The 26,284-nt window shown below is 42.1% G+C and carries 25 protein-coding genes, 5 tRNA genes and 1 pseudogene; 3 read left to right on the top strand and 28 right to left on the bottom strand.

Annotated features, from left to right (window positions below):
* Positions 1 to 293: 293 nt before the first annotated feature.
* The 24 genes and pseudogenes from rplA to FTU83_RS01335 form a co-directional block, all read right to left on the bottom strand.
* Complete coding sequence (gene rplA / locus FTU83_RS01450) at positions 294 to 989, bottom strand: 50S ribosomal protein L1 (protein WP_078189830.1); 696 nt, start codon at positions 987 to 989, stop codon at positions 294 to 296.
* Positions 990 to 992: 3 nt separating this feature from the next.
* Complete coding sequence (gene rplK, locus FTU83_RS01445) at positions 993 to 1,421, bottom strand: 50S ribosomal protein L11 (protein WP_004868049.1); 429 nt, start codon at positions 1,419 to 1,421, stop codon at positions 993 to 995.
* Positions 1,422 to 1,536: 115 nt separating this feature from the next.
* On the bottom strand, positions 1,537 to 2,070 hold the full coding sequence (gene nusG, locus FTU83_RS01440) for a transcription termination/antitermination protein NusG (protein ID WP_078189831.1): 534 nt from the start codon (positions 2,068 to 2,070) through the stop codon (positions 1,537 to 1,539).
* Positions 2,071 to 2,077: 7 nt separating this feature from the next.
* Positions 2,078 to 2,518, bottom strand: a complete 441-nt coding sequence (gene secE, locus FTU83_RS01435) for a preprotein translocase subunit SecE (protein WP_078189832.1) — start codon at positions 2,516 to 2,518, stop codon at positions 2,078 to 2,080.
* Between the two features lie 76 nt (positions 2,519 to 2,594).
* Positions 2,595 to 2,670, bottom strand: a tRNA-Trp gene (locus FTU83_RS01430).
* A 55-nt stretch (positions 2,671 to 2,725) separates the two neighbouring features.
* A complete protein-coding gene (tuf, locus tag FTU83_RS01425) occupies positions 2,726 to 3,916 on the bottom strand; it encodes an elongation factor Tu (protein WP_078190047.1) in 1,191 nt (396 codons plus the stop codon).
* Between the two features lie 154 nt (positions 3,917 to 4,070).
* Positions 4,071 to 4,145 (bottom strand) — tRNA-Thr (locus FTU83_RS01420).
* A 23-nt stretch (positions 4,146 to 4,168) separates the two neighbouring features.
* A tRNA-Gly gene (locus FTU83_RS01415) sits at positions 4,169 to 4,244 on the bottom strand.
* Positions 4,245 to 4,282: 38 nt separating this feature from the next.
* A tRNA-Tyr gene (locus FTU83_RS01410) sits at positions 4,283 to 4,366 on the bottom strand.
* 54 nt (positions 4,367 to 4,420) lie between these two features.
* A tRNA-Thr gene (locus tag FTU83_RS01405) sits at positions 4,421 to 4,496 on the bottom strand.
* Positions 4,497 to 4,594: 98 nt separating this feature from the next.
* Positions 4,595 to 6,088, bottom strand: a complete 1,494-nt coding sequence (trpE, locus tag FTU83_RS01400) for an anthranilate synthase component I (RefSeq protein WP_168379029.1) — start codon at positions 6,086 to 6,088, stop codon at positions 4,595 to 4,597.
* Between the two features lie 117 nt (positions 6,089 to 6,205).
* Positions 6,206 to 6,874: a phosphoglycolate phosphatase gene (locus tag FTU83_RS01395; protein WP_180002846.1), complete on the bottom strand. Its 669-nt coding sequence runs from the start codon at positions 6,872 to 6,874 to the stop codon at positions 6,206 to 6,208.
* A gap of 77 nt (positions 6,875 to 6,951) precedes the next feature.
* A complete protein-coding gene (locus FTU83_RS01390; protein ID WP_180012116.1) occupies positions 6,952 to 7,701 on the bottom strand; it encodes an FHA domain-containing protein in 750 nt (249 codons plus the stop codon).
* Between the two features lie 77 nt (positions 7,702 to 7,778).
* Positions 7,779 to 10,010, bottom strand: a complete 2,232-nt coding sequence (gene gspD, locus FTU83_RS01385; protein ID WP_180002842.1) for a type II secretion system secretin GspD — start codon at positions 10,008 to 10,010, stop codon at positions 7,779 to 7,781.
* Positions 10,011 to 10,052: 42 nt separating this feature from the next.
* Positions 10,053 to 10,919 carry a type II secretion system protein N gene (locus FTU83_RS01380; protein WP_180012118.1) on the bottom strand — a complete coding sequence of 289 codons (867 nt, stop codon included), beginning with the start codon at positions 10,917 to 10,919 and terminating at the stop codon, positions 10,053 to 10,055.
* Positions 10,919 to 11,662, bottom strand: a complete 744-nt coding sequence (gene gspN / locus FTU83_RS01375) for a type II secretion system protein N (protein WP_180012120.1) — start codon at positions 11,660 to 11,662, stop codon at positions 10,919 to 10,921. Before gspN ends, FTU83_RS01380 begins: the two co-directional genes overlap by 1 nt.
* A 167-nt stretch (positions 11,663 to 11,829) precedes the next feature.
* On the bottom strand, positions 11,830 to 12,156 hold the full coding sequence (locus FTU83_RS01370; RefSeq protein ID WP_180007248.1) for an H-NS family nucleoid-associated regulatory protein: 327 nt from the start codon (positions 12,154 to 12,156) through the stop codon (positions 11,830 to 11,832).
* Positions 12,157 to 12,298: 142 nt separating this feature from the next.
* Complete coding sequence (locus tag FTU83_RS01365; RefSeq protein ID WP_180012122.1) at positions 12,299 to 12,730, bottom strand: thioesterase family protein; 432 nt, start codon at positions 12,728 to 12,730, stop codon at positions 12,299 to 12,301.
* A gap of 9 nt (positions 12,731 to 12,739) precedes the next feature.
* A complete protein-coding gene (locus tag FTU83_RS01360) occupies positions 12,740 to 13,933 on the bottom strand; it encodes a heme biosynthesis protein HemY (protein WP_180105495.1) in 1,194 nt (397 codons plus the stop codon).
* Between the two features lie 6 nt (positions 13,934 to 13,939).
* Complete coding sequence (locus tag FTU83_RS01355; RefSeq protein WP_180007023.1) at positions 13,940 to 14,782, bottom strand: hypothetical protein; 843 nt, start codon at positions 14,780 to 14,782, stop codon at positions 13,940 to 13,942.
* Complete coding sequence (locus FTU83_RS01350) at positions 14,779 to 15,558, bottom strand: uroporphyrinogen-III synthase (protein WP_180065791.1); 780 nt, start codon at positions 15,556 to 15,558, stop codon at positions 14,779 to 14,781. The genes FTU83_RS01355 and FTU83_RS01350 overlap by 4 nt, the downstream gene beginning before the upstream one ends.
* 3 nt (positions 15,559 to 15,561) lie before the next feature.
* Positions 15,562 to 16,479 (bottom strand): hydroxymethylbilane synthase, encoded by a 918-nt coding sequence (hemC, locus tag FTU83_RS01345; protein ID WP_218945750.1) that lies wholly within the window; start codon positions 16,477 to 16,479, stop codon positions 15,562 to 15,564.
* 95 nt (positions 16,480 to 16,574) lie between these two features.
* Complete coding sequence (locus tag FTU83_RS01340) at positions 16,575 to 17,315, bottom strand: LytTR family DNA-binding domain-containing protein (RefSeq protein WP_180012128.1); 741 nt, start codon at positions 17,313 to 17,315, stop codon at positions 16,575 to 16,577.
* Positions 17,316 to 17,368: 53 nt separating this feature from the next.
* Positions 17,369 to 18,522: pseudogene (locus FTU83_RS01335) on the bottom strand (sensor histidine kinase).
* Here FTU83_RS01335 and argH point away from each other — a divergent pair.
* Positions 18,513 to 19,943 (top strand): argininosuccinate lyase, encoded by a 1,431-nt coding sequence (argH, locus tag FTU83_RS01330; protein WP_171319324.1) that lies wholly within the window; start codon positions 18,513 to 18,515, stop codon positions 19,941 to 19,943. The pseudogene FTU83_RS01335 and the gene argH sit on opposite strands and share 10 nt — an antisense overlap.
* 27 nt (positions 19,944 to 19,970) lie before the next feature.
* Complete coding sequence (locus tag FTU83_RS01325; RefSeq protein WP_078190466.1) at positions 19,971 to 20,240, top strand: oxidative damage protection protein; 270 nt, start codon at positions 19,971 to 19,973, stop codon at positions 20,238 to 20,240.
* A gap of 828 nt (positions 20,241 to 21,068) precedes the next feature.
* Here FTU83_RS01325 and pgsA read toward each other — a convergent pair.
* From pgsA to uvrC, 3 genes are all read right to left on the bottom strand, one after another.
* Positions 21,069 to 21,656, bottom strand: a complete 588-nt coding sequence (gene pgsA, locus FTU83_RS01320) for a CDP-diacylglycerol--glycerol-3-phosphate 3-phosphatidyltransferase (RefSeq protein WP_078190467.1) — start codon at positions 21,654 to 21,656, stop codon at positions 21,069 to 21,071.
* Between the two features lie 104 nt (positions 21,657 to 21,760).
* Positions 21,761 to 22,555, bottom strand: a complete 795-nt coding sequence (locus tag FTU83_RS01315) for a thioesterase family protein (protein WP_180054351.1) — start codon at positions 22,553 to 22,555, stop codon at positions 21,761 to 21,763.
* Between the two features lie 136 nt (positions 22,556 to 22,691).
* Positions 22,692 to 24,491: an excinuclease ABC subunit UvrC gene (uvrC, locus tag FTU83_RS01310; RefSeq protein WP_180105525.1), complete on the bottom strand. Its 1,800-nt coding sequence runs from the start codon at positions 24,489 to 24,491 to the stop codon at positions 22,692 to 22,694.
* A gap of 178 nt (positions 24,492 to 24,669) precedes the next feature.
* On the opposite strand from uvrC, the gene FTU83_RS01305 reads away from it, so the two are divergent.
* Positions 24,670 to 25,716, top strand: coding sequence for an AAA family ATPase (locus FTU83_RS01305; protein ID WP_180105497.1), 1,047 nt, complete (start codon positions 24,670 to 24,672; stop codon positions 25,714 to 25,716).
* 53 nt (positions 25,717 to 25,769) lie between these two features.
* Here FTU83_RS01305 and FTU83_RS01300 read toward each other — a convergent pair whose 3' ends face one another.
* The gene (locus tag FTU83_RS01300; protein ID WP_180105498.1) at positions 25,770 to 26,183 is read right to left on the bottom strand and encodes a PH domain-containing protein; all 414 of its coding nucleotides are present in this window, start codon (positions 26,181 to 26,183) and stop codon (positions 25,770 to 25,772) included.
* Between the last annotated feature and the right edge of the window lie 101 nt (positions 26,184 to 26,284).

Here is a 26,284-nt window from a genome sequence, read left to right as displayed (position 1 = left end):
GCTCATCACTGAACCAACACGCGGAGGAGGAACAAATCACACCACCGCGTCTACTCAGGCTGGGCTATTAAGAAGAAAGCATAAAACTCCCCTCGCCTGAGGTCTTTGACGCTGATAAATCTAAATTTATCAATTCAAAGTTTGCCTGAGGGGCGATCAGCAAAGTACCGCTTTGCCGACCCGCAAGACGAGAAACTATGCTTCGAGTGAAGCAAATATCTTTTCTTGCGTAAAAATCAAAGCAGCGCTTTGATTTTTACTCAGGGCTTTAAAATTCTGTAATAAGTCGAAACTTATTTAGAAACGTTTGCTACATCAACAACAAGACCAGGACCCATAGTTGAGCTTAAAGTGATCTTTTGGATGTAAACACCTTTAGAAGTAGCAGGTTTTGCTTTCTTAAGGTCAGCTACAAGAGCTTCAACGTTTGAACGAACAGCTTCAGCAGTGAAACCTACTTGACCGATCGCAGCGTGGATAATACCCGCTTTGTCTACACGGTAACGTGCTTGACCAGCTTTCGCGTTTTTAACAGCAGAAGCTACGTCAGGAGTTACAGTACCCACTTTAGGGTTTGGCATTAAGCCACGTGGACCAAGAATCGTACCTAACTTACCAACAACGCGCATTGCATCCGGAGCTGCAATTACTACATCAAAGTCAAGGTTACCCGCTTGGATGCTTTCAGCAAGGTCATCAAAACCAACAACGTCCGCGCCTTCAGCTTTAGCAGCTTCAGCAGCAGCGCCTTGAGCAAACACAGCTACACGTACAGTTTTACCAGTACCTGCAGGAAGTGTAGTCGCGCCACGAACAACTTGGTCAGATTTACGAGGATCAACACCTAGGTTTACAGCAACATCCAAAGATTCTTTGAATTTTACTGCTGGAAGGCCGTTAAGAACTGCAACTGCTTCTTCCAAAGTGTAAACTTTGTTAGCTTCAACAGCAGCAACAATGGCTTTTTGACGTTTAGTTAATTTAGCCATGTCTTATAGCTCCACTTCCAAGCCCATAGAACGCGCAGAACCAGCAATGGTACGTACACGTGCGTCTAAATCAGCACCAGTAAGATCTGGTTCTTTAGTAGTCGCAATTTCTTCTAATTGAGCGCGAGTCAACTTACCAACTTTAGTTTTGTTAGGTACAGCTGAACCCTTTTGGATGCCCGCAGCTTTCTTAAGAAGAATCGCAGCAGGAGGAGTTTTCATGATGAATGTGAACGACTTGTCGTTGTACACAGTGATCACTACTGGAATTGGAAGACCAGCTTCAACTTTTTGTGTCGCAGCATTGAATTCTTTACAGAATGCCATGATGTTAACACCACGTTGACCTAGTGCAGGACCAATCGGTGGAGATGGATTTGCTTTACCAGCTGGAACTTGCAGCTTGATATAGCCGTCAATCTTCTTAGCCATTTCAATTACCTCTGGGTACTAACGCCGCTAGGCTCCCCATACATATAAGTAACGATACCGTTACAACAACAATGCCCGACTCATAACAAATCGGGCGTTTATCAACCAAGTTAAATTAAACCGATTTTTCGACTTGGCGAAATTCCAGCTCAACCTGAGTTGGTCGATTAAATACATTAATCGTCAACGTTAAACGTGACTTATCGTATAGAACTTCTTCCACCACGCCTTTAAAATCGGTGAATGGACCGTCAATTACGAGTAATTCTTCACCTGGTTCAAACATCGTCTTAGGACGAGGTGCTTCGCCAGTATTGCGTACACGTGCAAGAATCGCATCAGCTTCTTTTTGCGTAATTGGTGCAGGTTTTTCTGCAGTACCACCAATGAAACCTAATACTTTTGGACATTCTTTAACAATGTGCCAAGTTTCATCATTCATTTCCATCTCGACTAATACATAGCCTGGAAAGAATTTACGCTCAGATTTACGTTTCTTACCATCCTTCATTTCCACTACTTCTTCAGTAGGGACAAGGACTTCACCAAAGCTATCGGCTACAGCGCTACGCTGGATTCGATCATTAAGTGAGCGTAACACTTGTTTTTCATAGCCTGAATAGGCATGAATAATGTACCAACGTTTCATAGCTCTCTTACCCGATAATAAACTTCATTAACCAGCTCAAAGCATAGTCAAAGCACCATAATAAAATAGATGCCACTAAGACTACCGCAAGTACCTGCCAAGATGTGGTCATGGTCTCTTGCTTGGTTGGCCAAGTCACTCGACGTAACTCAATTCGAGCATCTTTCAACAATCGAACAAAGCCTTTGCCTTGATGGGTGGCGTATAATAAACCTAAAGCCACGATGATACAAGCCAAAATTACCCCAACACGGACCCAGACATCATTCGCTGGTGCCCAGTATGCTGGCAAATGTTGATTCACCATCATAGAACTACCGAGTAAAATCAACGCGATAACCCACAGAACATAGTCTAAAGGGGAACCAGAATTAACAACTTCAGCAGGATTATTTCTTTGAGGAATTGGCGCGTCGCTTAATGCGTCACGCGATTTATCATTCGACATTTTTGTACTCGTCGTAGGATTCGCGACTTATTATATGACCAGTTGAGCCAGCATCAAGCTTCTTTTTAAAAAAATTTGGCAGGCCAGGAGGGACTCGAACCCCCAACATTCGGTTTTGGAGACCGACGCTCTACCAATTGAACTACTGACCTGCAGAGCAAATCGAGAGTCGAAACTCTCGATCTGTACAAAGATAACTGTATTATATTATGCAGTTACTTTAGAAACAACACCCGCACCAACTGTACGACCACCTTCACGGATCGCGAAGCGTAAGCCAGCGTCCATTGCGATTGGGTGGATTAATTCTACTGACATTTCTACATTGTCACCAGGCATAACCATTTCTACGCCTTCTTTAAGCGCGATCGCACCAGTTACGTCAGTTGTACGGAAGTAGAACTGTGGACGGTAACCGTTAAGGAATGGAGTATGACGACCACCTTCGTCTTTAGAAAGTACGTATACTTCTGCGTCGAATTTAGTATGCGGTTTGATTGTACCTGGTTTAGCAAGTACTTGACCACGTTGAACGTCTTCACGTTTAGTACCACGTAGAAGAACACCACAGTTCTCGCCCGCACGACCTTCGTCAAGAAGTTTACGGAACATTTCTACGCCAGTTACAGTTGTTTTAACTGTATCTTTAATACCAACGATTTCAACTTCTTCGCCTACTTTCACGATACCAGTTTCAACACGGCCAGTTACTACTGTACCACGACCTGAAATTGAGAATACATCTTCGATTGGCATAAGGAATGCAAGGTCGATAGCACGTTCTGGCTCTGGAATGTAAGAGTCAAGAGCTTCAACAAGAGCAACTACAGCGTCTTCGCCGTATTGACCAGCTTCACCGTTAAGCGCCGCAAGAGCAGAACCACGGATTACTGGAGTGTCGTCGCCTGGGAAGTCATAAGTAGAAAGAAGTTCACGAACTTCCATTTCTACTAATTCAAGAAGTTCTTCATCATCCACAAGGTCGCATTTGTTTAAGAATACAACGATGTAAGGTACACCTACCTGACGAGAAAGAAGGATGTGTTCACGAGTTTGTGGCATTGGACCATCAGTCGCAGCACATACAAGGATCGCACCATCCATTTGCGCAGCACCAGTAATCATGTTTTTAACATAATCGGCGTGACCTGGGCAGTCTACGTGAGCGTAGTGACGGATTGGAGAATCGTATTCTACGTGTGAAGTATTAATTGTAATACCACGTGCTTTTTCTTCTGGTGCAGAGTCGATTGCAGCGTAATCTTTCGCTTCACCGCCGAATTTTTTTGCACATACAGTTGCAATTGCAGCTGTTAAAGTCGTTTTACCATGGTCAACGTGACCGATTGTGCCCACGTTAACGTGTGGCTTATTACGTTCAAACTTAGCCTTAGCCATGCTTTTCTTCCTCGTTTACGTCGAACACAATTCTGAGTAAAACCCAGCTCCGACATATCGCCTAAAAAAATAAACACCCAATACTTGAAAAGCAGACTAAAAAGCCTGCTTCTGGAATCTTGTGCAACATTTAAAGTTGCTAAACTGTAAAATCTGGAGCTCTTATCGAGATTTGAACTCGAGACCTCTCCCTTACCAAGGGAGTGCTCTACCACTGAGCTATAAGAGCAAATATAAGCACTTCAATAGATATGGAGCGGGAGACGAGGGTCGAACTCGCGACATGTAGCTTGGAAGGCTACCGCTCTACCAACTGAGCTACTCCCGCACGATGTTGGTACAAACCACTTATTGAAGTCTTAAAATTGGTGGTGAGGGAAGGATTCGAACCTTCGAAACTTTCGTAGCGGAGTTACAGTCCGCCCCCTTTGACCGCTCGGGAACCTCACCATTTTACACTTACTTCAGTGTCGTTCTTTCTACTCACTCTCAAACTTTCTAAGATGGTGCCGGCACACGGATTCGAACTGTGGACCTACTGATTACAAGTCAGTTGCTCTACCAACTGAGCTATGCCGGCGTTTCTTAGTGTTTCGTACGTTTCGTATCGGAACGGTGTGCAGTTTAGCAAATCTTGAAATCCTTGCAAGTGTTTTTTCTAAAAAAAACGTGAAAAACTCATAAAATCAATCCATTTGATGATAATTCAACCGCTTTGATCACTGCGCGAGCTTTTATTTGGGTTTCATTCCACTCTGATTCAGGATTTGAGTCATAAACTACCCCTGCTCCAGCTTGAACATAGACCTTATTTTCTCGAATTACACAGGTACGAATCGCAATCGACATGTCCATTTCCCCATGCCAGCCTAAATAACCAACAGCACCACCAAAAATTCCACGTTTTACTGGTTCAACTTCGTCAATAATTTCCATAGCGCGGATTTTTGGTGCGCCTGAAAGCGTACCCGCAGGGAATGTTGCCTTAAAAACATCCAAAGCATCGACATCATCACGTACTTCACCTTGTACATTTGACACAATGTGCATGACATGCGAATAACGTTCGATCACCATTTGATCAGTCACGTGAACTTTACCGATTTTAGAAACACGTCCAACATCATTTCGACCCAAATCGATCAACATCAAATGCTCTGCAATTTCTTTTTCATCAGATAGCAAATCTTTTTCAAGTGCTAAATCTTCTTCTTTGGTTTTACCCCGTGGTCGCGTGCCCGCCAAAGGACGAACTGTTGCTACACCATTTTCTAGGCGGGACAAAATTTCAGGTGATGAACCGACGATATGAAAGGGAATGTCATTCTCAAGTGTTTGCCCTTGCACCAAGAACAAATATGGAGATGGATTGAGGTGACGTAGTGCACGATAGACCTGCAAAGGCTCACCATCAAAATCGGATACCATACGATGGCCCGGCACAACCTGCATCACATCACCGGCTTTAATGTACTCTTTTACTTTTGCAATAGAGTCAATAAAGTTGTCATGTCCAGTGATGGATTCAAACTGTGGTGCAGTATGCTTATTTGCTTTGAGTGCAATTGGGGTTGCCAAAAGTTCTTCTAGCTCATCCAATTGTTGCTGCGCTTGGGTATAGGCCTCAGCATCATTTACATCGGCATGTACAATTAAGAATAAAGTATCTTTGAGGTTATCAAAGACAATGACGGTTTTAGATAGCATCATCCAAATATCTGGAATCCCGACTGGGTCAGCTTCTGGCACATTATTGAGCTTCGGTTCGATATAACGCACAGCGTCATAACCAAAGTATCCAACCAATCCACCGGTAAAGCTCGGTAACGCAGGCAAATCTTGCTGTGTAGGGACTTTATATTGTGCTTGGAAGTCACGGATGTATTGAAATGGGTCTGCACATTGTTGTTTTTCAATCGAACCATCAACATGTTGAACGGTCAACTGCCCTTCATTACACGAAAATACGGTGGACTCACCCAAACCAATAATGGAGTAACGTGCCCAGTTTTCGCCACCCTCTACAGATTCAAATAAATAGGCTTGTTTATGTTGTTTTAATCGCGCAAAGACAGACAGCGGAGTTTCTGTATCTGCCAAGCGCTGACGATAGACTGGAATCAAGTTATATCCAGCAGATTTCAGTTGTTCAAATTGAGTTTGTGTAGTCATCTCGGTTTCTCTATATTTCGCGTGGTCAATTTCAGTTAATTTCTTCTCATGCTGATTGAGTGACGCCATCGAAAACCTACACACTTGCTCATTTTCACTTCCTTAACCCTAATTATTTCAACCCAATAATTCTTTTAAGTTATCGACCACATGCTGCGGCTGACAATCTCGAATATTTTCACCATGATTATAGCCATAGCTGACCACAATACAATCAATACCAGCACGACGTGCTGCCTCTACATCATTGACAGAATCACCCACCATCAAAATTTGCTGTTTTGGTAAGGCATAATGTTCCGCACAATACTCTAGCTGCTTGGGATGTGGTTTCCGCTCTTCAAAACGATCTCCGCCTATCACATCATCAAAGTAATCATGCATACCCAGTGCTTGCACAATACTGCGTGCCGGTTGCTCTGGTTTATTGGTTACACAAATCAGAATTTTCTGCTCTGCTTTTGCCCAATCCAAGAACGATAGAATGCCGTCAAAGGGCTGCGTCAAGACACAAGGATCGGCATTGTAAATCTTTAGAAAAGTTTCCAGTAAAAGATGGTGCTGTGCGGCATCCACCTTTCCGGTCAAGTATTCAAGTACGCTATGACAAAATAATGAAGTCCCTTTCCCAATCCAGTTTCGCACCTGCTCTTCTGTGACCAAAGGTAATTGCAACGCATTTAGACTCATATTCATCGCACGATGTAAGTCAGATGCTGAATCGACTAGCGTTCCATCCAGATCAAATAAAATCATTTGGCGTTCTGCTAAACGAACTTCAAACATAATATCCCTCTATTTTTTTGTAAATTTTCCCCATAAAAAAGGCATGCCCATGCATGCCTTTTGAGGAATGTCTCGGTTTATTTAAACAACACCCATGCAATAATTGCAAGAATGATTAAAACAATGACTGAGATTAAGCCTACAGAGGCATTTTTTTGCGCTTCACGCTCTTGCTCTACACATGTCGCTGGAATTTCTACATCACATGCTTCATTTTTCGGAGCAGCAGTAATGTCAATTCCCTCAGGGATTGGCGCAGGTTTAGGCACACCCACATTGGTCGGCATACCATCACGAGTCAATTGAACTGAACCATCACGCTCTTTCAACTCTGGCATCCCTTGATCATTCATTTGTTGTGCTGCAGTTTTAACGATAGGCTCTTGTGTCTCAGTTTCAGACGTTTTAACAACAGGTTCTTGTGCCGCAGTTTCAGAAACCGCAACAGCTTCAGACGGCTGCTGAACAGGTGTAATTTCTTCTGTTTGCAACGCTTCAACGCTTTGTTCAATATCCGCTGGGATCTGAACAGCTTTAGCTGGAGCCAATAAACTAAACTTCACACTGGCAAACTGTACAATATCACCTTCTTTTAAAAGTGATTCACCAGTCAAACGGACATCATTAATAAACGTCCCATTGGATGAATTGAGATCTTGCAACCAGAGTGCCTGATCTTTCAGTACAAAGGCAGCATGTTTACGCGATACATCAGATTCTTGTAAAACAATATCTGCTTGTTGATGACGACCCACCAACATATCTCGCTCAATACTAATTTCTTGTCCTGTTAAATCACCAGAAATTGCTTGAATTTTCCAAGTCATGAAGTTAATTCTCTATTGCTCGTTTTTTTCATCATAGCATGCAGTGGTTTCAAAGCTAAACCACCCTACTGTCTAACCTAAGGAGTTTCCGCCACTTTGCCATTCGGTACGGTTATGGTTTGGCGCTTCACTGCAGGTTCAATGGCGACTGGCGTGGAGACCACTGCCGCTGGCTGTGTGGTTTGTGGTGCTGTAGGTACCGTCTTATACACAGGGGCTGGTGCTGTACCTTTTGAAACAGGTATGCGCTGCTGATACACATCGTCCACATTTTCAGGTAATTTCGCAAAATTACCGTCATTATCCAGTGCCAGTTGCAGACTATAGAGCTGACTGTAACGTTGCTGAGACATTTTCTTCACATCAGCAGAATTTCCAACAATGGTCGGATGAATAAAGATCAGCAAATTGCGTTTACTGTTGGATTTTCCTTCCGAGCTAAAAAGTTTGCCCAGTACAGGAATAGCCCCGAGCCCCGGAACGGATTGACGCCCATGCAATGTATTGTCCGAGATCAAACCACCCAACACAATCGTTTGACCATGCTCTGCCAAGATCGAGGTTTTAATCGCACGTTTAGTCGTAACTAAGTCCGACGCTTGACCTTTATTGTCTTTTACATCAGAAACTTCTTGCTCGACCTCTAAACGCACCGAGCCGCCATCACCAATATGCGGCACAACTTTCAAAGTAACACCGACATCTTTACGCTCAATCGATGTATACGGATTGGCTGTACCACCATTGGTGGTGACCGAACCTGTCACAAATGGAACGTTTTCACCCACCACAATATAGGCTTCTTCGTTGTCCATCGTCACTATCGACGGTGTAGATAATAAATTGGATTTGGTCTTTTCTTTTAAGGCCTGAATCATCGCACCATAGAGTTTGCGCGAACCATCACTGCCTTCACGATAATCACCAAGAACTACAGAAGTACCCGCACTCACCGCGCTACCCGCACCCGCAGCACCACCAGTTAAATAACCTGCGGCAATATTTTTTAAACTAGAACCAAAGTTATCAAAGTTAATTAAGCCGATACCACTACTGATATCTCCCAACGCCCATTGCACACCGAGCTGATCGGTATCCGTGCCTTCAACTTCAATAATCGCCGCTTCGATCAGCACTTGCTGACGACGAATATCGAGCTGCTGAATCGCAGATTCAATTTCACGCATGAGCTGCGGATCTGCTTTCACAATCAGTGCATTTTGTGTGGCATCAGCAATAATACTCACGCCATTGGCATTAAAGCTTGAGATACCGTTTTGCGTATTATTGGAAGAGTTATTACTGTTGAGGTTAATACCTGAACTGGTGTTATTTTGTGAACTGAATGACTGTGAATTCGAACTGTTACTATCATTCATTAAACTGTTCATCGTGCTGCTATTTGAGCTATTCGATGAATTTGTACTCGAAACGGCCTGCCCTGTGACCAAGCCTTGTAAGATTTCTGACAAGTTTTTGGCACTTGCATACTTTAGACGAAAAACTTTCAATCCACCCAATCGATCTGCAGCAGGCACATCTAAGGTCTCAATAATCTTACGAATACGCTTACGTGTCGCTGTATCACCTTTAATGATAATACGATTGGTTCGATTGTCCGCAATAATACGAATTCGTGAACCTTTCGGGTCTTTTGATGCGCCGGTCGAACTCATCGACTCTAACAGCCCAATCATTTCTTCGGCCTGACTCGATTGCAGCGTCACGGCTTCGATATCATTTTGACCCGTTCCATCTAAATTACGAATAATCGTTTCGAGCTGGTAAATATTACTAGCACGGTCTGAGACGATCAGCGCATTGGTCCCCGCCACTGCTGACAAATGTGCAAATTGCGGCATCAGTGGACGTAGGGCTGGAATTAAGTCGTTGGCATTGGTGTTATCAAGCCAAATTACTCGGGTGACAATTTGGTCTCCAGACGCACGGTGGCGCGCATCATAAGGAATGCCCGAGCTTTTTACATTACTGTCTGGAACCAGTTTAATGGTGTTGCCCGATGGAATCGCCACCACGCCATTGACATTCAATACACCGAGAAACAGGTCATAGACTTCATTTTTATTTAAAGGCTTATTGGAAATAACCGTTACATTTCCTCGTACCCGTGGGTCAACTGCAAAATTTTTCCCCGTGATATCTGCGACTTCATTAATGAATGCCGTAAGATCTGCATCACGTAAATTGATTTTCCATGTTTGTGCATAACTTGCTGTGCTGACCATAGCAACCAAGGGCACCATGGCATAGGCAGCTAAAGTTGAACGGTTATTATTAAATAAAGCCATATACGCCTGTGTTTCCTAACCCTATAAAGTGATGAAACATCACTAAAAATCCTGTTGTATGGTCATCACTTGATCACCACGTTTGACTTCAAGTTTCACCTGCCCTTCACGGCGGGCTTGTTCTAATAATTGCGCCTCAGATTGTCCTGCACCGACTGCCTGCCCATTTAAAGACATAATGCGGTCACCCGGTTGCAAACCCAATTTATTTCTCAAGGCAGCAGGTGTTCGATTTGAAATCTCAAACCCACCATTACCTGATGGATTCACCCCCATTTCCTGCAGATATTGCTCACGATTTTCTGTCATGCGTTGTACGGCCTGACCAATCGCGGACTGCGTCGTGCCTTGCCCTGAATTTGCAGGATTAGCTGCATTTTGCATGCTGTTATTTTGCAAAGATCCGCCTGATGTTGCATTGGCTGTAGGGACAATCGGTTGATCTAATCCGTTTTCAATACCTTGGAACGCTAATTCACGCCGTGCACCATTACCCTGCGTTAAAATCACCTTATCCCAATAAACTTCAGCCAGTTGATATGATGAACCTTGAATGGTTTCTCCAACCAAGTAGCGATCTGAACTCTCATTGACCTTAATCACTGCCGACGAGTAGCGACTTGGCTGTCCAACCACCACACCTTGTAACACCATATTTAACTGCGCGTCAGCTGCTGAACTGCGGTTTTCCTGAAACAAGGCAAAAGAGCTAATATTAGGAACTTGCGTTTGCTGTGAACCCAATTCAACTCGGTCTAACTGCATGGCTTGTGGCGGTGCAATCAATAACCAAAATAAAGCGGCTAACTTCCAGCACAGGTACAAAATTATTAAAGCCAAGACCACAGGTGCAAGTCGATCTGTTTGCTTCCAATTGATCTCGCGGATTTTTTCGAAATAGTCAGCCATCAGTTCACCCCACTCAATAGAGGTTGACGCGAACTAATCACATACGTATCTAATCCTGCCTTACCTTCATAGGAAGCAACATTCATCAAAAAGCGCTGGGTTAATTGCACATCCAACATGAGGTCTGGCTCAAGTGATAAATTCATCATCTTTTGTTCGCGTTGATCTCGAACATCAATCGACAATTTGCCATTATCATCTTTTAATTGAGCTAACATGGCAGGCACATTCATTGACTCTTGACGCTGTGCAAAGCTAAAGGATAAATCCCCACCTGCCCACTGCATCTCGCCTAATGACTGACTAAATCCCTGTTGTGGCTTATATTTAAACTGCACATCTTTTAATTGAATGGCATTCGTTGGCCATTGCCAATCGGCAAAACTTTTTAAAGTTTCAGGGGCAATTTGACCCTCTAAGTTTTTGATGCTGATACTTTTGCCAAAACCATACCCCATAACACCTTGCAGTTTGGTATTGCCACTATGAATTTCAACATTTGCACCCAAGCGTAATAAAATCAAGTCCCACGGGCGTGTGTTCCAGTTTAACGAGCCTTTCAAATTTCCTCGTGTCCAATCTGCTTGCCCATGCCAAATATTGCCACTGACGTTATGTAGCATTTGGTTATTTTTATAAAACTTTGTAATGAGCCACGCTGCTGGCACTTGCAGCATAACGAAAATTAAAAAACTGATCGCAGCAAAAATGAGCCACCGAATATTATTAGTTTTATTGATCATCCCACCACAACCGATCCATCAATTTTTTTCCATCATTTAAACATTTTTCTTTATAGACACATTATGCATACTTTTTCTGCATAGCCAATTCAAAGAGATAAAAAAACCAGGCATTTGCCTGGTTTAATTATCCTGAACTCAGGATATGACGATTTCATGAATTGTTCTTAAATTAAGAAGTCTTCTAGTTTCGCGCCTTTTTCTAACTCAGCCACTAACCAACGTGGTTGTTTACCACGACCAGTCCACGTGTCATCTGCATTGGTTTTGCTACGGTAACGTGGCTCAACCGCTTTACGCGTTGATTTTTTACGTTTGCTTAAACCAAATTCAAGAATTTGTTCAACGCTTAAATCTAAATTTTCTGCAATTTCAACAATACGGTTATACGCATCTTCAATCGCTTGATCTTTTTTAGATGCAATCAGTGCTTCAGCTTCTACTTGAAGCTTCTTTAACTCTTCAACTGATAAATTACTAATATCAGGCATAATCTTTAACTCCGAAATTTCATTTTAATAATGCTTATGAAAACTCGCTCATAATATTATAATAAAATTTTTATTCAATAAATAATTTTCATTTTACTACAATATTTTAACACGACTCCTTAAAATATATAAAGTTAAATTGTATTTAAATATTATTTCCCACTGAATTTTCTAAGGCTTTTATTTTGGTTTTAATATTTTCTGGAATAGAGGTTTTTTGCAGGGTCATTTTATCCACGCACACAATAACCGCATCGCCTGTTGCAACGATTTTTTGTTGCTGTTCACTCCATAATATATAACTCATACGAAATGCACTATTTCTTAATTCTTCAACGCGCGTTGCCACTTTTAAAATATCAGGATAAACCACGGGGCTTAAATATTTACATTGGCTTGAAGCCACAACCGTAATCACAGACTGATTAAATATATCCAACTGATCTAAATAACCAATCCGCGCACTTTCCATATAACGATAATAATGCACGTTATTTACATGACCAAAAGCATCCATATCCCCCCAAGCGACGTGTTGAGTATGAACCAATGAATATTGAGCTAAATCTTCTTGCATATAATGTCCTTATATTCGAATTTCCATAAAATTGGCATTATTTTCAAATATTAAATTTAATTGTTTGATCAAGTCATCCTGCTGATTTAAGGCTGACTTGATGCGTAAATAACTCATTAATACATCATTTGGATATAATTCTAACAATGCATCTGCTTCAGCTTGACGTGCTGTCGCTTGGTAAATATTCCATTTTGCAAAACTAAAAACAGGCAGCGCAGGATACTTTTCTTCCCAACGTTGAATCTGCTGTTCTACAGCCACATAGTCAGGGTTTTGCTTCAGCATTTTTTGCTGGAACCACAAAAAGAACACTTCTTTGTTAAATTGCTGTTCCAGTAAATGAATAGCCAATTGCTCATGTTCCTGACTCATCTCTGGCACACGAGATAAGACTTTTAACCAAAGCACTTTGACCACATATTTACGCTCTGTGATTTGATTTTGCAAATCCAAATAACGCTGCTTTAGGTGCTGTAAGTCATCGACATCTGCTTGATCAAATGCAGATAATAGTTGCTCCAACCAAGCTTGTTTTGTCAGCTCATCTAAGTGCCCATAACGTGTCGAACGCAAATACAACCAAGGAAACTGCAACGCAAACATGCCCCATAGCGTGGTTAAACGCTGCTCATAGGCCGTGCTGACTTTTTGCAACCATGGCGATAATTCATGTTGATTCAAAAATTCGAGATGCGTTAAAGCCTTTTCACCCTGTTGTTGAGACAAATAAATTTCAATCCGTTGCAATTCTGCAAGCTCAAAAGCCATTGGGTTGGTCTGAGTTAATGCATTTAATGCTGTTTCATATTGTTGCTGAATCCAATATAAACGCGCATCGATCACCCCTTTTAATAATCCAGACTCAGTAAAAGCTTGCTGAATAAAGTTTTTTTGATCTTGCGCAGCATTTAAAAGCCAAATGACAGCCAATTGCTCATAGGGATGTAGTTTATTAAAACTAAAGACTGTTTCAGATTTACGCTGTTCTCGACTTAAATAGCGTTTAACCGCATACCAAAGCATTTGCACGAACAAACTCAGTAGTGCCAGCAATAATGCTAAAAACCAAATATTAGATTGAACTTGCCATTCACGCCAGTATAAATAGACATAGCCTGCACCATGTCCAAAACTCAGCAAACTAATAATGGCAACAACCAATAAGCTAATAAATAAATAGGCCAATAAAATATGTTTCATAGTCGATTATCCTATGAGTGCCCGAGTATTTAATAGCGGTACAGAAATAACCGGAATGTCCTTTAATTGTTCTAAACGTTGGCGTATTGGTTTTAATGAAGCATCTGGCAATTGCTGCATAATTTGCATAATTTCAGTGATTTCTTGTTGAAATTGAGGATATTGTCCTTGATTTAAAACTTGCTGAGCCAAAATTAAACGTAACTGCATTTCTTTTAATACCAAGCTACGCTGCATTAATACGGGACTTGGTTGTTCGACTGATTCGACTTGAATCCATTTTTGCCAAAAAGAAAGACCTTTTTGCTGCTCTTTTGAACTATAGGGCTTTAATATTTCTTTTTCTAACAATTGATCGATCGATTGCAGAGTATTTTTCACTTTATCAGACTGCAACTGACGCTCTGTCACATATTGCTTTAAGGTTTCACGGTCTTTTTGAATTACCTGATGCAAACTCATGCGCAGTGCAGGTGCCAAGCTCAACTGATCTAATTGTTGATCTAATTGGTTTAATTTTTCCAAGGCGACAGCAAATTGTTGTTGCTGCATGGCAAATTCAACCAAATCAAGTTGCTGGCCCACAACCATCATTGGCTCAATACTATGGGTCGCCTCAGCAGCAATCGAAGCATTCGATGTCGTTGCAGCCGACATCTCGGTCGTTGTGCCATTCAACTGGCGTTTCAAAGCCACGACCTGATCATTCAAACCTGCATTGCGCTGTTGCAATAAAGTTTGTTGTTGCATCAGTTCGGTTTGTTGAGCATTGACTTGGAATAGATCAAAACTGAGTTTAGCCAACCAAAGTACGGCGACAATGACCACAACGACAAACAACTTCTTCATGTATTTCCCTGCACGACTTGCACATGCTGCAATATGTGTGTCGCGTTTAAATCTTCGAGTTGAATAATTTTAAAATCTTTGTTCAGTGTTATACGACTTTGCTCAAGTAGCTCGAACAACCTTACACCTAAAACTAAAATATGTGCATGACTCAGCACTGATAAATACGACTGAATCAAGTCAAGCCAATTTAGCCAGCTGGCCTCACTGGTAATCAACATACAATATGGAGATGACAACTGATGTTCAGAAATAAGTGTTTTTACTTTTTGGATGGTCTCTTCTGGTAGATGCCGTTCATATAGCACAAAATTGAGAACCTGAATGCCACGTGCTAGCAACTGCTGCATCATAAATTGACGACCACCTTCACCGCGCCAAAACGCAACACAAGCCCCGGCCTCTAATTGTTCTACATGGCTTAAGGTGAGCATTCCCTCCGAGGTTTCCACCTGCGGTACGACACTGTGAATGCCATAATCAGCCAGCTTTGCTGCAGTTGCATCACCGACTGCAACCCATTGAATATGTTCGAGCTGCTCTAATGAAATACCTGCCTTACGCAAACCTTGCATTCCAAAGGTAACCGCAGAAGGGCTCACCACAACCAATACATCCGCAGCACTCAACTGGGCGTAGCACGCTGCCAATGCTTCTGACCATGCCCGCGGCTTGAGCTCAAGTAATGGAAGCTCAGCCACAGCCACACCCGCAGAGCGTAGCGTCAAGCTAAGCTGCGTTGCACGATCTGCTGGACGTGTATTGATAAAAAGCATGTATTAATACAGTGCCTTTAAAATTTCACCTGCACCTTGGGCTAACAAGTCTTGTGCCAATTTGACACCGAGTTGTTCAGCTTGTTCAGGAAGGCCTATTTGCTGTGCTTTCAACAAGGTTTGACCGTCAACACTACCGACACGACCTTCCAAATGAATCTGACCATTTTCTAAGGTTGCATAACCTGCAATCGGTACTTGGCAGCCACCTTCTAGATATGCATTAAATGCACGTTCTGCGCGTACACAGGCATTGGTCTCTGTATGCATTAAGGGCAAAATTAAATCCAATACAGTTTGATCTTGGCTACGACATTCTAGGCCCAATGCACCTTGTCCAACTGCAGGTAAACTCACAACAGGCTCAAGAGTATGACGAATACGCTCTGCTAAACCCAGACGCTTCAACCCTGCACTGGCCAAAATAATCGCATCATAGTTACCCGCATCGAGTTTAGATAAACGCGTACCCACATTGCCACGCAGATCAATAATCTCGAGGTCTGGACGTTGTTTTAAAATTTGGCATTTGCGGCGCAAGCTCGATGTCCCAACCTTCGCACCTTGTGGTAAATCATCAAAACTGTTATAGGTATTTGAAACGAAAGCATCTAATGGATCTTCACGCTCACAAATCACGGCCAAGCTTAAACCTTCAGGCAATGCCATCGGCACATCTTTCATCGAATGAACTGCTAAGTCTGCACGACCATCCAACAACGCCGCTTCTAATTCTTTTACAAATAATCCTTTTCCCCCAATTTTGGCTAAAGGGGTATCTAGAATCTTGTCACCTTGGGTCACAAAAGTCACCAACTCAACTTTCAAATTTGCATGAAGTGCTTCTAAGCGTGCACGAATATGTTCCGCCTGCCAAAGTGCAAGCGGGCTTTGTCGAGTTGCGATCTTAAGGATATTCATAAATTTTAAAATACAGTCTATAGGGCTATTATTCTAAACTTAACTTGCTCAGTTGAAAATGCAAGCTTAATTCGCAATGTGCTTTAACCCTTGCCCTATAATTTTTGTATTCGCTCGCGTAAATTCGGTAAATGCCGACGGCTGACCGCCAAACGCTCTTCTAAATCTCGACAACGCACCTGATATTGCCCTGAGCTTACGACTTCCAAACCATCTAAAAAGCTCACAGACACCAAGGCATTGCGATGAATGCGTATAAAGCGATCACCAAATTCATGCTCTAAATCCTTCAGCGTTTCATCAATAAGTACATTGCCATTTTTATGCCGAACAGTGACATATTTCTGATCTGCAAGAAAATAATAAATATTTTCCACAGGGACCAGTTCTACACCACGATAAGTCTTTGCCGCGATTTGATGGCGGCTGATTTTAATTTCGTCCATATTTTCTTTTTGTTTTATCGTGCTCAATTGAGCTTGGGTTAATTTAGTTAAATGATCTAAAACCTGCTGCAATTCCTGTTGCATAACTGGTTTTAGTAAATATCCCTCTGCATTCGATTTAAATGCATCAAGTGCATGATGATCATATGCAGTGCAAAAAATAATAGCGGGCATGGGGTCTAATTCACGCAACAATTTCGCGCAAGTCAACCCATCCATTTCAGGCATTTGTATATCTAGTAAGATGACATCAGGCTCGAGGCTTTGAGCCAAGTCAATCGCTTGTTGACCATGTGAAGCTTTCGCAACCACTTGATGTCCAAGTTGAGTGACTAAACGTGACAATCGCTCTACTGCTAGAGGCTCATCATCACAGATTAGGATGTCCATTTCTCCTCCTTATCTCGTTAACGTCATTTATTTTTATTGGTCAACTGAGATTTCTATTTATATTGATATTGCACCACAGTCGTATACATCCCCTCGCCTGCGTAGGTTTGAAAAGTGACATGCTGACCATAATATGCCTCAAGTCTCTGTTTCACGTTTTCGATGGCAATACCATTCCCCTGACGTAATTTAATTGTATCCTGTGTATAGGGATTTGTAATAACGATATTAATTTGATTTTGTAATATTTCAATCAATATATTTATCGTACTCTTTGTCAAAATCTTTTCAACTCCATGAAAAATACTATTTTCTAATAAAGGTTGTAAAGTTAATAGTGGAATTTGTACTTGAGCGTATTGTTCAGTACCTTCTAGTTTCCACTCCACCTTAAGCCGATCACCTAAACGCATTTGTTCAATGGCCAAATAACGCTGACACAGATCGATCTCATCTTTGAGACTTACCAACTTCAATTCTTGAAAACTTGCACGGAATAATCGAGATAAATTCAGTAGCATTTGCTCCGCTTTATCTGGGTCAATCGCAATCAAGCTAATCACATTGTTTAAGCTATTAAATAAAAAATGTGGATGAATCCGAGCTTGCATAGCCTGAATGCGTGAGTTTAATTCACTATGATGTTGTCGACCCCACTGTTCTCTTAAATATAAATATCGAAAACAAAATGCCCCAAGTAATACCCCATAGCTCAGATTTAAAACCACACCAGCAGTTAAAACGTCTGCACTCAAGCCAGTTAAACTGAAATTTTCACCAAAATAGATCAAAACATTTAAAGTTATAGTGGTGAATAACACCAAAGCTTGCAATAAAACAAACCCGCTAAACATGAGCATTTTCATGCTTAAACCACGCGTCTTGCTCTGCAAAAGCTCTGAAAATGCTGCAAATGCCAATAATATCCAGTTAATAAACAACACATGCTGCATGACACTGGAAACACTTAAGGCTTGCCACGATTGAGCTTGGGCCAAGACCAAAACCAAAGCCACAATATTGCCCGCAAGAAACAGCTCCCACAGATAGTGCCAACGGCCCATTTTTCCTGAAAATACAGAAATTGTCATAGACCTAAACCCTGTCTAAAAGTTTGATCAACTTGCCCTTCGGCAACTGGGTTCGAATTTGCTATACTCTTGCTCAGTTCTATGCTTTTTATCTTATTGAGCCGACATGACCACATCTTCTAATTCCTCAAATCCGTCACAAGCCCAAACTTCAGGCATGTGGGGCGGTCGTTTTTCCGAAGCTACTGACGCTTTTGTTGCTGAATTTACAGCATCTGTACAGTTTGACCAACGCTTTTATAAACAAGATATTGCAGGTTCAATTGCACATGCAACCATGCTTGCAAAAGTTGGCGTTCTAACTGAACAAGAGCGTGACGATATTATTAATGGCTTAAACACCATTAAAGCAGAAATTGAAGCGGGTAACTTCGAATGGCGCATTGACCTAGAAGATGTGCACATGAATATTGAGTCACGCTTGACTCAACGTATCGGTATTACAGGTAAAAAACTACACACCGGTCGTAGTCGTAATGACCAAGTTGCAACCGATATCCGTCTGTATGTTCGCGACGAAATCGATGCGATTTTAGAATTATTGAAAAAATTACAAAAAGGCATCCTAGGCTTAGCGGCGAAAAATACCAATACCATCATGCCGGGCTTCACGCATTTACAAACTGCACAGCCAGTGACTTTTGGTCACCATTTAATGGCGTGGTTTGAAATGTTGGTACGTGACTCAGAGCGTTTAATCGACTGCCGTAAACGTACCAACCGTATGCCTTTAGGTTCTGCTGCACTTGCAGGAACAACCTACCCAATTGACCGTGCATTCACTGCCGAATTACTAGGTTTTGAAGCTGTCGCTGAAAACTCTTTAGACGCCGTATCTGACCGTGATTTTGGTATTGAATTCAATGCGGCAGCATCACTCATCATGATGCATTTATCACGCATGTCAGAAGAAATGATTCTTTGGACATCGGCTCAGTTCAAATTTGTGAACATCCCTGACCGTTTCTGCACTGGCTCTTCAATCATGCCGCAAAAGAAAAACCCAGACGTTCCTGAGTTGATCCGTGGTAAAACTGGCCGTGTATATGGTGACTTGATGAGCCTATTGACCCTGATGAAAGGTCAACCTTTGGCATACAACAAAGACAACCAAGAAGATAAAGAACCACTATTCGATGCAATCGATACTGTTCGTGGCTCACTCATGGCATTTGCCGACATGATCCCTGCACTAGTGCCAAACATTGACATCATGCGTGAAGCAGCGCTGCGTGGCTTCTCAACTGCAACTGACCTTGCCGACTACCTCGTTAAAAATGGCGTAGCATTCCGTGATGCGCATGAAATTGTGGGTAAAGCGGTTGCCCTCGGTGTTCAAGAAGGCAAAGACCTTTCAGAATTAACCCTTGAGCAACTTCAACAATTCTCTGACTTGATTCAAGCCGATGTCTTCGAAAAAGCATTAACACTTGAAGCATCTGTCAATGCACGTAACCACATTGGTGGTACTGCACCTGCTCAAGTTGAAGCAGCAATTGAACGCGCACACGCACGTTTAGAAAAACTTTACGCATAACTTTTTCAAGTTAAATGGAGTATTGATATGTCTCGACAAGTGTTTTGCCGTAAATATCAGGCTGAAATGGAAGGTTTAGACTTTGCACCATTCCCTGGTGCAAAGGGACAAGAATTGTTTGATACGGTATCTAAACAAGCTTGGCAAGAATGGCTAAAACACCAAACTACGTTGATCAATGAAAAACGTTTAAACGTGTTTGAAGCTGACGCGAAAAAGTTCCTTGAAGAGCAGCGTGAAAAATTCTTCAGCAATGATGAATCTTTAGAAAAAGCCGAAGGCCTAAAGCCTGAGTAAAACTTAAAGCATTGCTTTAAGTTTTACGCAAGACAAGCGAAGCGCGTAGTTTCAAATGTCATGAAGGAGTCCAAAGGGGCTCCTTTTTTTATACTCCGCCACGCCGCAAGACAAGCAGCTATGCTGTGCGTAAGCTTTAATTGAAATGAATCTCCAATCTTGGGGATTCTTTTTTATTGCTCTAAAAATTACGCAAGACAAGCGAAGCGCGTAGCTTCAAATCTCAAAAAGGAGTCTAAAAAGGCTCCTTTTTTTTGTGCTTAGGAGCACTGCTTTTTTTCGTAAGACAAAGATGACGTCTGTGTAAGCTTTCATTGAGAAATGATCTTTATCATTGCTGAAAAATCTTTTATCCATTGATCAATTTTATTTAAACTTAAATAGATGAATCTATTATTTAAATAATGTTAATTGTATTTTTATCATCACATATATCGATTTTTATCGTTTAAATCCAAACAAAACCTACCAAAGTTATCGGCCAATTTGTATCAAAAATTATTAATGTAAATTTGTGATACATTTCTCAATAAAACACAACATTACACTACAAGAAACTCCATGTATTTCTAAATCTGCTTTCCTATAATAGCAATCAAGGAGATGGAAACATCTTCCATAATAGCGATAAGTAACCCCGATTTTCCTTCCCAGATTTCCCCCAAAATCTGGGAATTTTTTTATCCAAAATTTGCGCCAACGTCTCACATTTAACGTCAAGCTCTAATCAAATGAAGCGCTGTTCAAACTAGTCAAACCCTCAATTTTTTTAAAAGCTTGGCAATAAAAAAGCCCCGATCACGGAGCTTTTAGTAACTTACTTTTAAATCAAGGTTGTTTTAAATACGGCCATGCAGCTTTCAAATAAATAAACATCGACCATAACGTTAAAACCACGGCTGTATAGAGCAATCCATACGCCAACATTTCTAGGGGCTGCCAATTTAGCAAAAATACTGAAATCGCAATCATCTGGAATGCTGTTTTATATTTACCAACGGTTGAAACCGCAACACTGGTACGCGCGCCTAATTCAGCCATCCACTCACGTAGGGCAGACACCGTGATTTCACGTGAAATAATTACAATCGCTGCAAAGGCCATCGAAATGGTAGGTTGCCATTGCACCAAGACGATCAACGCAGTTGCGACCATCAGTTTATCTGCAACAGGATCGAGAAAACGTCCAAATGCTGAAGTCTGATTTAAACTTCTTGCAAGGTAGCCATCAAACCAATCAGTGACAGCTGCGATCACAAAAATAGCAGTCAGCAATATATGACGTGACATGCTTGCAGCATGCTCACCCACGCCCATTGCAGGTGGCCAGTACGCCACCAACAAAAACACAGGAATTAAAGCAATTCGTGCCAATGTTAAAATATTAGGAATATTCAGGATTCGACCTGTTGTCATAGACACCCCAGTTTTCCCCTCATGCACGATGAAAATGCAAAATAATTTGAGGATTTATCCATCGTTAGTTGCACTCACTTTATACGAAATGCCCCTCAGTGTCACTAGGCAAACACCGTAACAGTCTGTCGCGCAATCGCTATCAACTGGTTATTTTCATCCCATAAATGAGCATATTCTGTAGCGTATCCATCCGCTGCATAATCGGTAAATACTTTATATTTAAACCAATTATGTAAGTTTGATTGCAAGAGATGTACATAGGTCAATGTCCATGTTAAAGAACTCGCAGGCGCCATAGTTTTGTACATAGGCAGTACGCCGGGCGGCCACATATCCATCGAGACCATTAGGTCAGCAACAGTCATCTTACGGTTATCATGACGTTCTGGGTTAAAACGCATCCAACCACTAAAGTCAGGTTTTTTGCTTGCAGTACACGGATACTGCCCATCTACCCAGGCCAAATCCATTTGCTGAAAGCACTGGGGTGCAAGTGGATGATGTTCGGCAATCTTTAAGCTGCTCACTTCAGGAAAATCGGGTGCTTGACGCTCCTGATTGACGGCAATGCTTGATTCACGTGGAACACCAAAGCTCGCCAATAAAATGCTTTGTACGGCATCATCTTGCCAAAGTCGAACTTCGATGGTGGTGACGGATTTGCCCTGTCTTAAAATTTCAGCACTTAAACGCACGGGCGCCAATTGTACTGGGCCTACAAATGTCACACTACAGCTGAGTAAACGTCGCTGCGGATCGGCAATGGTGGCAACGGCTTTGTGCATCATCATGCCAGCCACTAAGCCGCCATAGATCGTACGTCCTTGCAACCATCCTTCTGGAATCTCAACCCATTCATTGTGTTCAATATGTTGATACAACTGTGCGAGTGACATCATCATCCCTGATCATATTTTTGATTTTTATATCATTGTATAAAAATCAAATGATGTGAATGATCAGTGACTCATGCGTCAATGAGCATTTTGGCAAATTCAGACTTGATGCGTCATCGATTGGGGCTAGTTCACTCTATTCATGCAGAATTTTATAAATGGTACGTGCCATCACATCGCCTAAGCCCGGCACTAGTTTTAAATCATTTTCAGAAGCTTTGAGTACCCCCTGAATGCCACCAAAATGGGTCAACAGATCCCGACGACGTTTTGGCCCTAAGCCCGGAATCACCTCAAGTACCGATGAGCCGCGCTTTTTATCTCGTTTCGCTCGATGTTTAGTAATAGCAAAGCGGTGGGCTTCATCACGAACCTGTTGAATCAAATGCAGGGCTTTATGGTCTTCGGGCAATTGAATTTTTTCACCATCGGTAAAGTGCAAAGTTTCCAAACCTGGTTTACGCCCCTCACCTTTGGACACCCCGACCATAAAGGCATCGAGCTCGAGTTCTTGCATGACTTCCATCGCCATGTGTAATTGACCTTTACCCCCGTCAATTAATAGCAAATCGGGCAGCATATGCTTTTTATAGCGGCGGGTCAGCGCTTGACGCATTGCAGCATAATCATCGCCTTCGGTGATGTCATTGATGGAAAATTGGCGATAGTCGCGCTTTCTTGCACCTCCAGCATCAAAGACCACACAAGACGCGATGGTTGCCTCACCCATGGTATGAGAAATATCAAAACACTCAATACTGTCAATCGGCCGCCCAACGACTTGCTCTAACTGATGAAAGCGCTCATTCAATTCAAAATGATCGGCCAATTTACCTTTAATGGCGTGCTGCACATTCATTTGTGCAAGCTCTTGCCATTCGGCACGGGTTTCTCGCACCTTATGTTTGATTTGAATTTTTTTATCAAAGTGCTGGTACAACGCATCTTCCATGTCTTTGCGATCTGGAATATCGACATTAATGATGAGTTCCGCAGGGATTTCGTCTGCCACCTGAAAGTAAAAATTGGCAATAAAATCTGAGAGCATTTGCCCCAAATCATCGCCCAACATATCAGGAAAATAACTCTTTCCGCCGAGCATTTTGCCATTGCGCACATGCATGATTTGCACACAGGTCACACCGGCTTGATAAGCAATGGCAATAATATCTGCCTCGCCTTTGACTTTATAAATCGCTTGCTGAGTTTGCACATCACGCAGCAGTGCCATACGATCACGATAAAACACCGCCTTTTCAAACTCGAGTGCTTCGGCCGCAGCTTCCATTTTCCCAATCAGCTCTTGATTAAGCTCTTTAGTGTCGCCTTGTAAAAACCGAATCGAGTTATTGACATCCTCTTTGTAATCTTCGGGTGAGATCAAACCCACACAAGGCGCGGAACAGCGTTTAATTTGGTATTGCAAGCATGGTCGTTTGCGCTGTGAAAAATAGCTATTTTCACACTGACGCACATTAAACAGTTTTTGCAGCACCACCAAAGTATCACGCGCGTTATAAGCACTCGGATAAGGCCCGAAAAACTTACCGGCCTGATGCTTCGCTTTGCCTCGCCCTGCGGCAATTCGTGGATAGGGTTTATCGGCTGAAATAAAAATATAGACATAGGATTTGTCGTCACGCAGCATGATGTTATAGGGCGGACGATGCAGCTTAATCAGGTTTTGTTCGAGCAATAAAGCTTCGGTTTCAGAACGCACCACCAAGGTTTCAATGTCGTAGATTCGTGCCACTAAGGCCTGTGTTTTCGGATGTTCAATGGTTTTAACAAAATAGCTCGACACACGATTTTTTAAATTCTTTGCTTTACCCACATACAGCAACTCACCGTCTTTACCCAGCATGCGGTAAACACCGGGTAGAGTCGTCATATTGGCAAGAATTTTTTCAATATGTTCGCGTGCGTTTTCGTTCACTTTTGCCTTGTTCCATCTTCGATATTGCTCTTTGACATGATGTGATGCTTTTACCTGCATTTTCAAGCAATCCCGCAAATTTATTGTTGCTCATAGCAATGATCTGATTGTTAAAAGCTATTAATGCAAAATTCTAAATTTGCTATGCTCAAAACATCCCGCTTTAGGAACATGATGCATGACGAACGCCAATCCCGCCATCCATGTCGTACACCCGACAACTTCGACGCATAGCACTGCTGAAAAAAACCGTTTGATGGGTAAGCCGCGTTTTCATTTTGAACCGCATGACGTTATGCAACGCTTAAAGCAACGGATCATTGGACAAGAAGCAGCATTAGACGAAATTGAAAAAATGCTGCATGTGGTCAAGGCTGATTTTTCCAGTCCTGAACGACCGCTCTGTGTAACTTTAATGCTTGGACCGACAGGTGTTGGTAAAACCGAAACTGTACGTTTAATCAGTGAAGTGATTTATGGCCGACCTGATGCCTTTTGCCGTATTGATATGAACACGCTCGCACAGGAACATTATGCGGCTGCCATTACTGGTGCGCCTCCGGGCTATGTCGGTTCTAAAGAAGGCCATAGTTTATTTGATGAAGTTGCCATTGCAGGTAGTCATACCCGTCCGGGCATCGTGCTTTTTGATGAACTGGAAAAAGCGTCAACCGAAGTGCTTCGCGGCTTAATGAATGTGCTAGATAGCGGAAAATTAACCCTAACCTCAGGTACAAAAACCATCGACTTTCGTAATTGTATGATCTTTATGACCAGCAATGTCGGTGCACAAGCGGCACAGCAATATCTAGATAAGTTAAATTTTTTGCCCGAAAAAATACAAAAGGTTTGTCTCAAGCGCGTGCCGGTCAGCAGCATTATTGAAAAAGTCATGCAACGTAAATTCGACCCTGAATTTATTAACCGTATTGATCGTGTATTGCAATATCAACCCGTTCAAGATGATGCCTTGCCCCGTTTGGTGGAGATTGAACTGGAAAAACTTAATCAACGCCTACAACATCAAAAACGCAGTATCAAACTCACAGATGCAGCCAAAGCACATTTTTATCAGAACCATGATATTCGTTATGGCGCACGACATTTAGCACGAAAAATGCGGGTCGAGCTTGAGCCTATTTTGGCGGTGTATTTTTTGAATCATCCCGAACAAACTAAAATACACCTAGATGCACAACTTGGGCAATTGGTTATTATTAAATAATTCACTGGTCTTTAAAAGGCATGCTCACATACCTTTATTCAGCATTCTTATATTTATTGGATTGGAACACCAATCGCTTTAGCAAAAGCTTGCGGATCTTTCGGTGAAACCATGACAAATTTGGTTTTGCCATCTCGAAGATATTCAATTTTTAACCGTTTAATGGAAAGCGCAGGTGCCGCAGACAAATCCTGACTTGCACTGATGCGTTGGATATCCTGCAAAGGAATCTGCCAACGTAGAAACATGCTACGGATGTTTAATTCTGTAGCGGAAATTTGATAACGTGTATTGAATATTGGCCACCACAGCAGTAATACCGTCAAAATATACACCGCGGTATGAACAGGATATTGTTGCATCGTGCCTTTGGCTTGCATGGTGAGTAATAATTGAATGAGTAAACCGCTCATACAAACAATAAACGCCACCACCCACCAATCTTTTTTTGAACGAAAAACTTGCATCTTATCCCCCATCAACTGCTTTTATTCTATACAAGATTTTGCAGGATGCATCTGCTATTTCAGCTTTATTTTTTGCAGGAAATAAGCATACTTATCACATT

This window comes from Acinetobacter sp. YH12152, assembly GCF_013418285.1.
Classification (GTDB): domain Bacteria; phylum Pseudomonadota; class Gammaproteobacteria; order Pseudomonadales; family Moraxellaceae; genus Acinetobacter; species Acinetobacter amyesii.
This window is presented reverse-complemented; position numbering and strand designations above follow the sequence as displayed.

Excerpts from the sequence above, each read along its gene's own strand:
- gspN (WP_180012120.1), bottom strand. The coding sequence starts at position 11,662 with ATGATCAATAAAACTAATAATATTCGGTGGCTCATTTTTGCTGCGATC.
- FTU83_RS01315 (WP_180054351.1), bottom strand. The coding sequence starts at position 22,555 with ATGTCACTCGCACAGTTGTATCAACATATTGAACACAATGAATGGGTT.
- rplA (WP_078189830.1), bottom strand. The coding sequence starts at position 989 with ATGGCTAAATTAACTAAACGTCAAAAAGCCATTGTTGCTGCTGTTGAA.
- FTU83_RS01365 (WP_180012122.1), bottom strand. The coding sequence starts at position 12,730 with ATGCAAGAAGATTTAGCTCAATATTCATTGGTTCATACTCAACACGTC.
- FTU83_RS01360 (WP_180105495.1), bottom strand. The coding sequence starts at position 13,933 with ATGAAACATATTTTATTGGCCTATTTATTTATTAGCTTATTGGTTGTT.
- trpE (WP_168379029.1), bottom strand. The coding sequence starts at position 6,088 with ATGACTACACAAACTCAATTTGAACAACTGAAATCTGCTGGATATAAC.
- gspD (WP_180002842.1), bottom strand. The coding sequence starts at position 10,010 with ATGGCTTTATTTAATAATAACCGTTCAACTTTAGCTGCCTATGCCATG.
- argH (WP_171319324.1), top strand. The coding sequence starts at position 18,513 with ATGACCACATCTTCTAATTCCTCAAATCCGTCACAAGCCCAAACTTCA.
- FTU83_RS01350 (WP_180065791.1), bottom strand. The coding sequence starts at position 15,558 with ATGCTTTTTATCAATACACGTCCAGCAGATCGTGCAACGCAGCTTAGC.
- FTU83_RS01340 (WP_180012128.1), bottom strand. The coding sequence starts at position 17,315 with ATGGACATCCTAATCTGTGATGATGAGCCTCTAGCAGTAGAGCGATTG.
- FTU83_RS01380 (WP_180012118.1), bottom strand. The coding sequence starts at position 10,919 with ATGGCTGACTATTTCGAAAAAATCCGCGAGATCAATTGGAAGCAAACA.
- nusG (WP_078189831.1), bottom strand. The coding sequence starts at position 2,070 with ATGAAACGTTGGTACATTATTCATGCCTATTCAGGCTATGAAAAACAA.
- FTU83_RS01395 (WP_180002846.1), bottom strand. The coding sequence starts at position 6,874 with ATGTTTGAAGTTCGTTTAGCAGAACGCCAAATGATTTTATTTGATCTG.
- FTU83_RS01325 (WP_078190466.1), top strand. The coding sequence starts at position 19,971 with ATGTCTCGACAAGTGTTTTGCCGTAAATATCAGGCTGAAATGGAAGGT.
- tuf (WP_078190047.1), bottom strand. The coding sequence starts at position 3,916 with ATGGCTAAGGCTAAGTTTGAACGTAATAAGCCACACGTTAACGTGGGC.
- FTU83_RS01305 (WP_180105497.1), top strand. The coding sequence starts at position 24,670 with ATGACGAACGCCAATCCCGCCATCCATGTCGTACACCCGACAACTTCG.
- FTU83_RS01300 (WP_180105498.1), bottom strand. The coding sequence starts at position 26,183 with ATGCAAGTTTTTCGTTCAAAAAAAGATTGGTGGGTGGTGGCGTTTATT.
- rplK (WP_004868049.1), bottom strand. The coding sequence starts at position 1,421 with ATGGCTAAGAAGATTGACGGCTATATCAAGCTGCAAGTTCCAGCTGGT.
- FTU83_RS01355 (WP_180007023.1), bottom strand. The coding sequence starts at position 14,782 with ATGAAGAAGTTGTTTGTCGTTGTGGTCATTGTCGCCGTACTTTGGTTG.
- FTU83_RS01390 (WP_180012116.1), bottom strand. The coding sequence starts at position 7,701 with ATGACTTGGAAAATTCAAGCAATTTCTGGTGATTTAACAGGACAAGAA.
- hemC (WP_218945750.1), bottom strand. The coding sequence starts at position 16,479 with ATGAATATCCTTAAGATCGCAACTCGACAAAGCCCGCTTGCACTTTGG.
- secE (WP_078189832.1), bottom strand. The coding sequence starts at position 2,518 with ATGTCGAATGATAAATCGCGTGACGCATTAAGCGACGCGCCAATTCCT.
- pgsA (WP_078190467.1), bottom strand. The coding sequence starts at position 21,656 with ATGACAACAGGTCGAATCCTGAATATTCCTAATATTTTAACATTGGCA.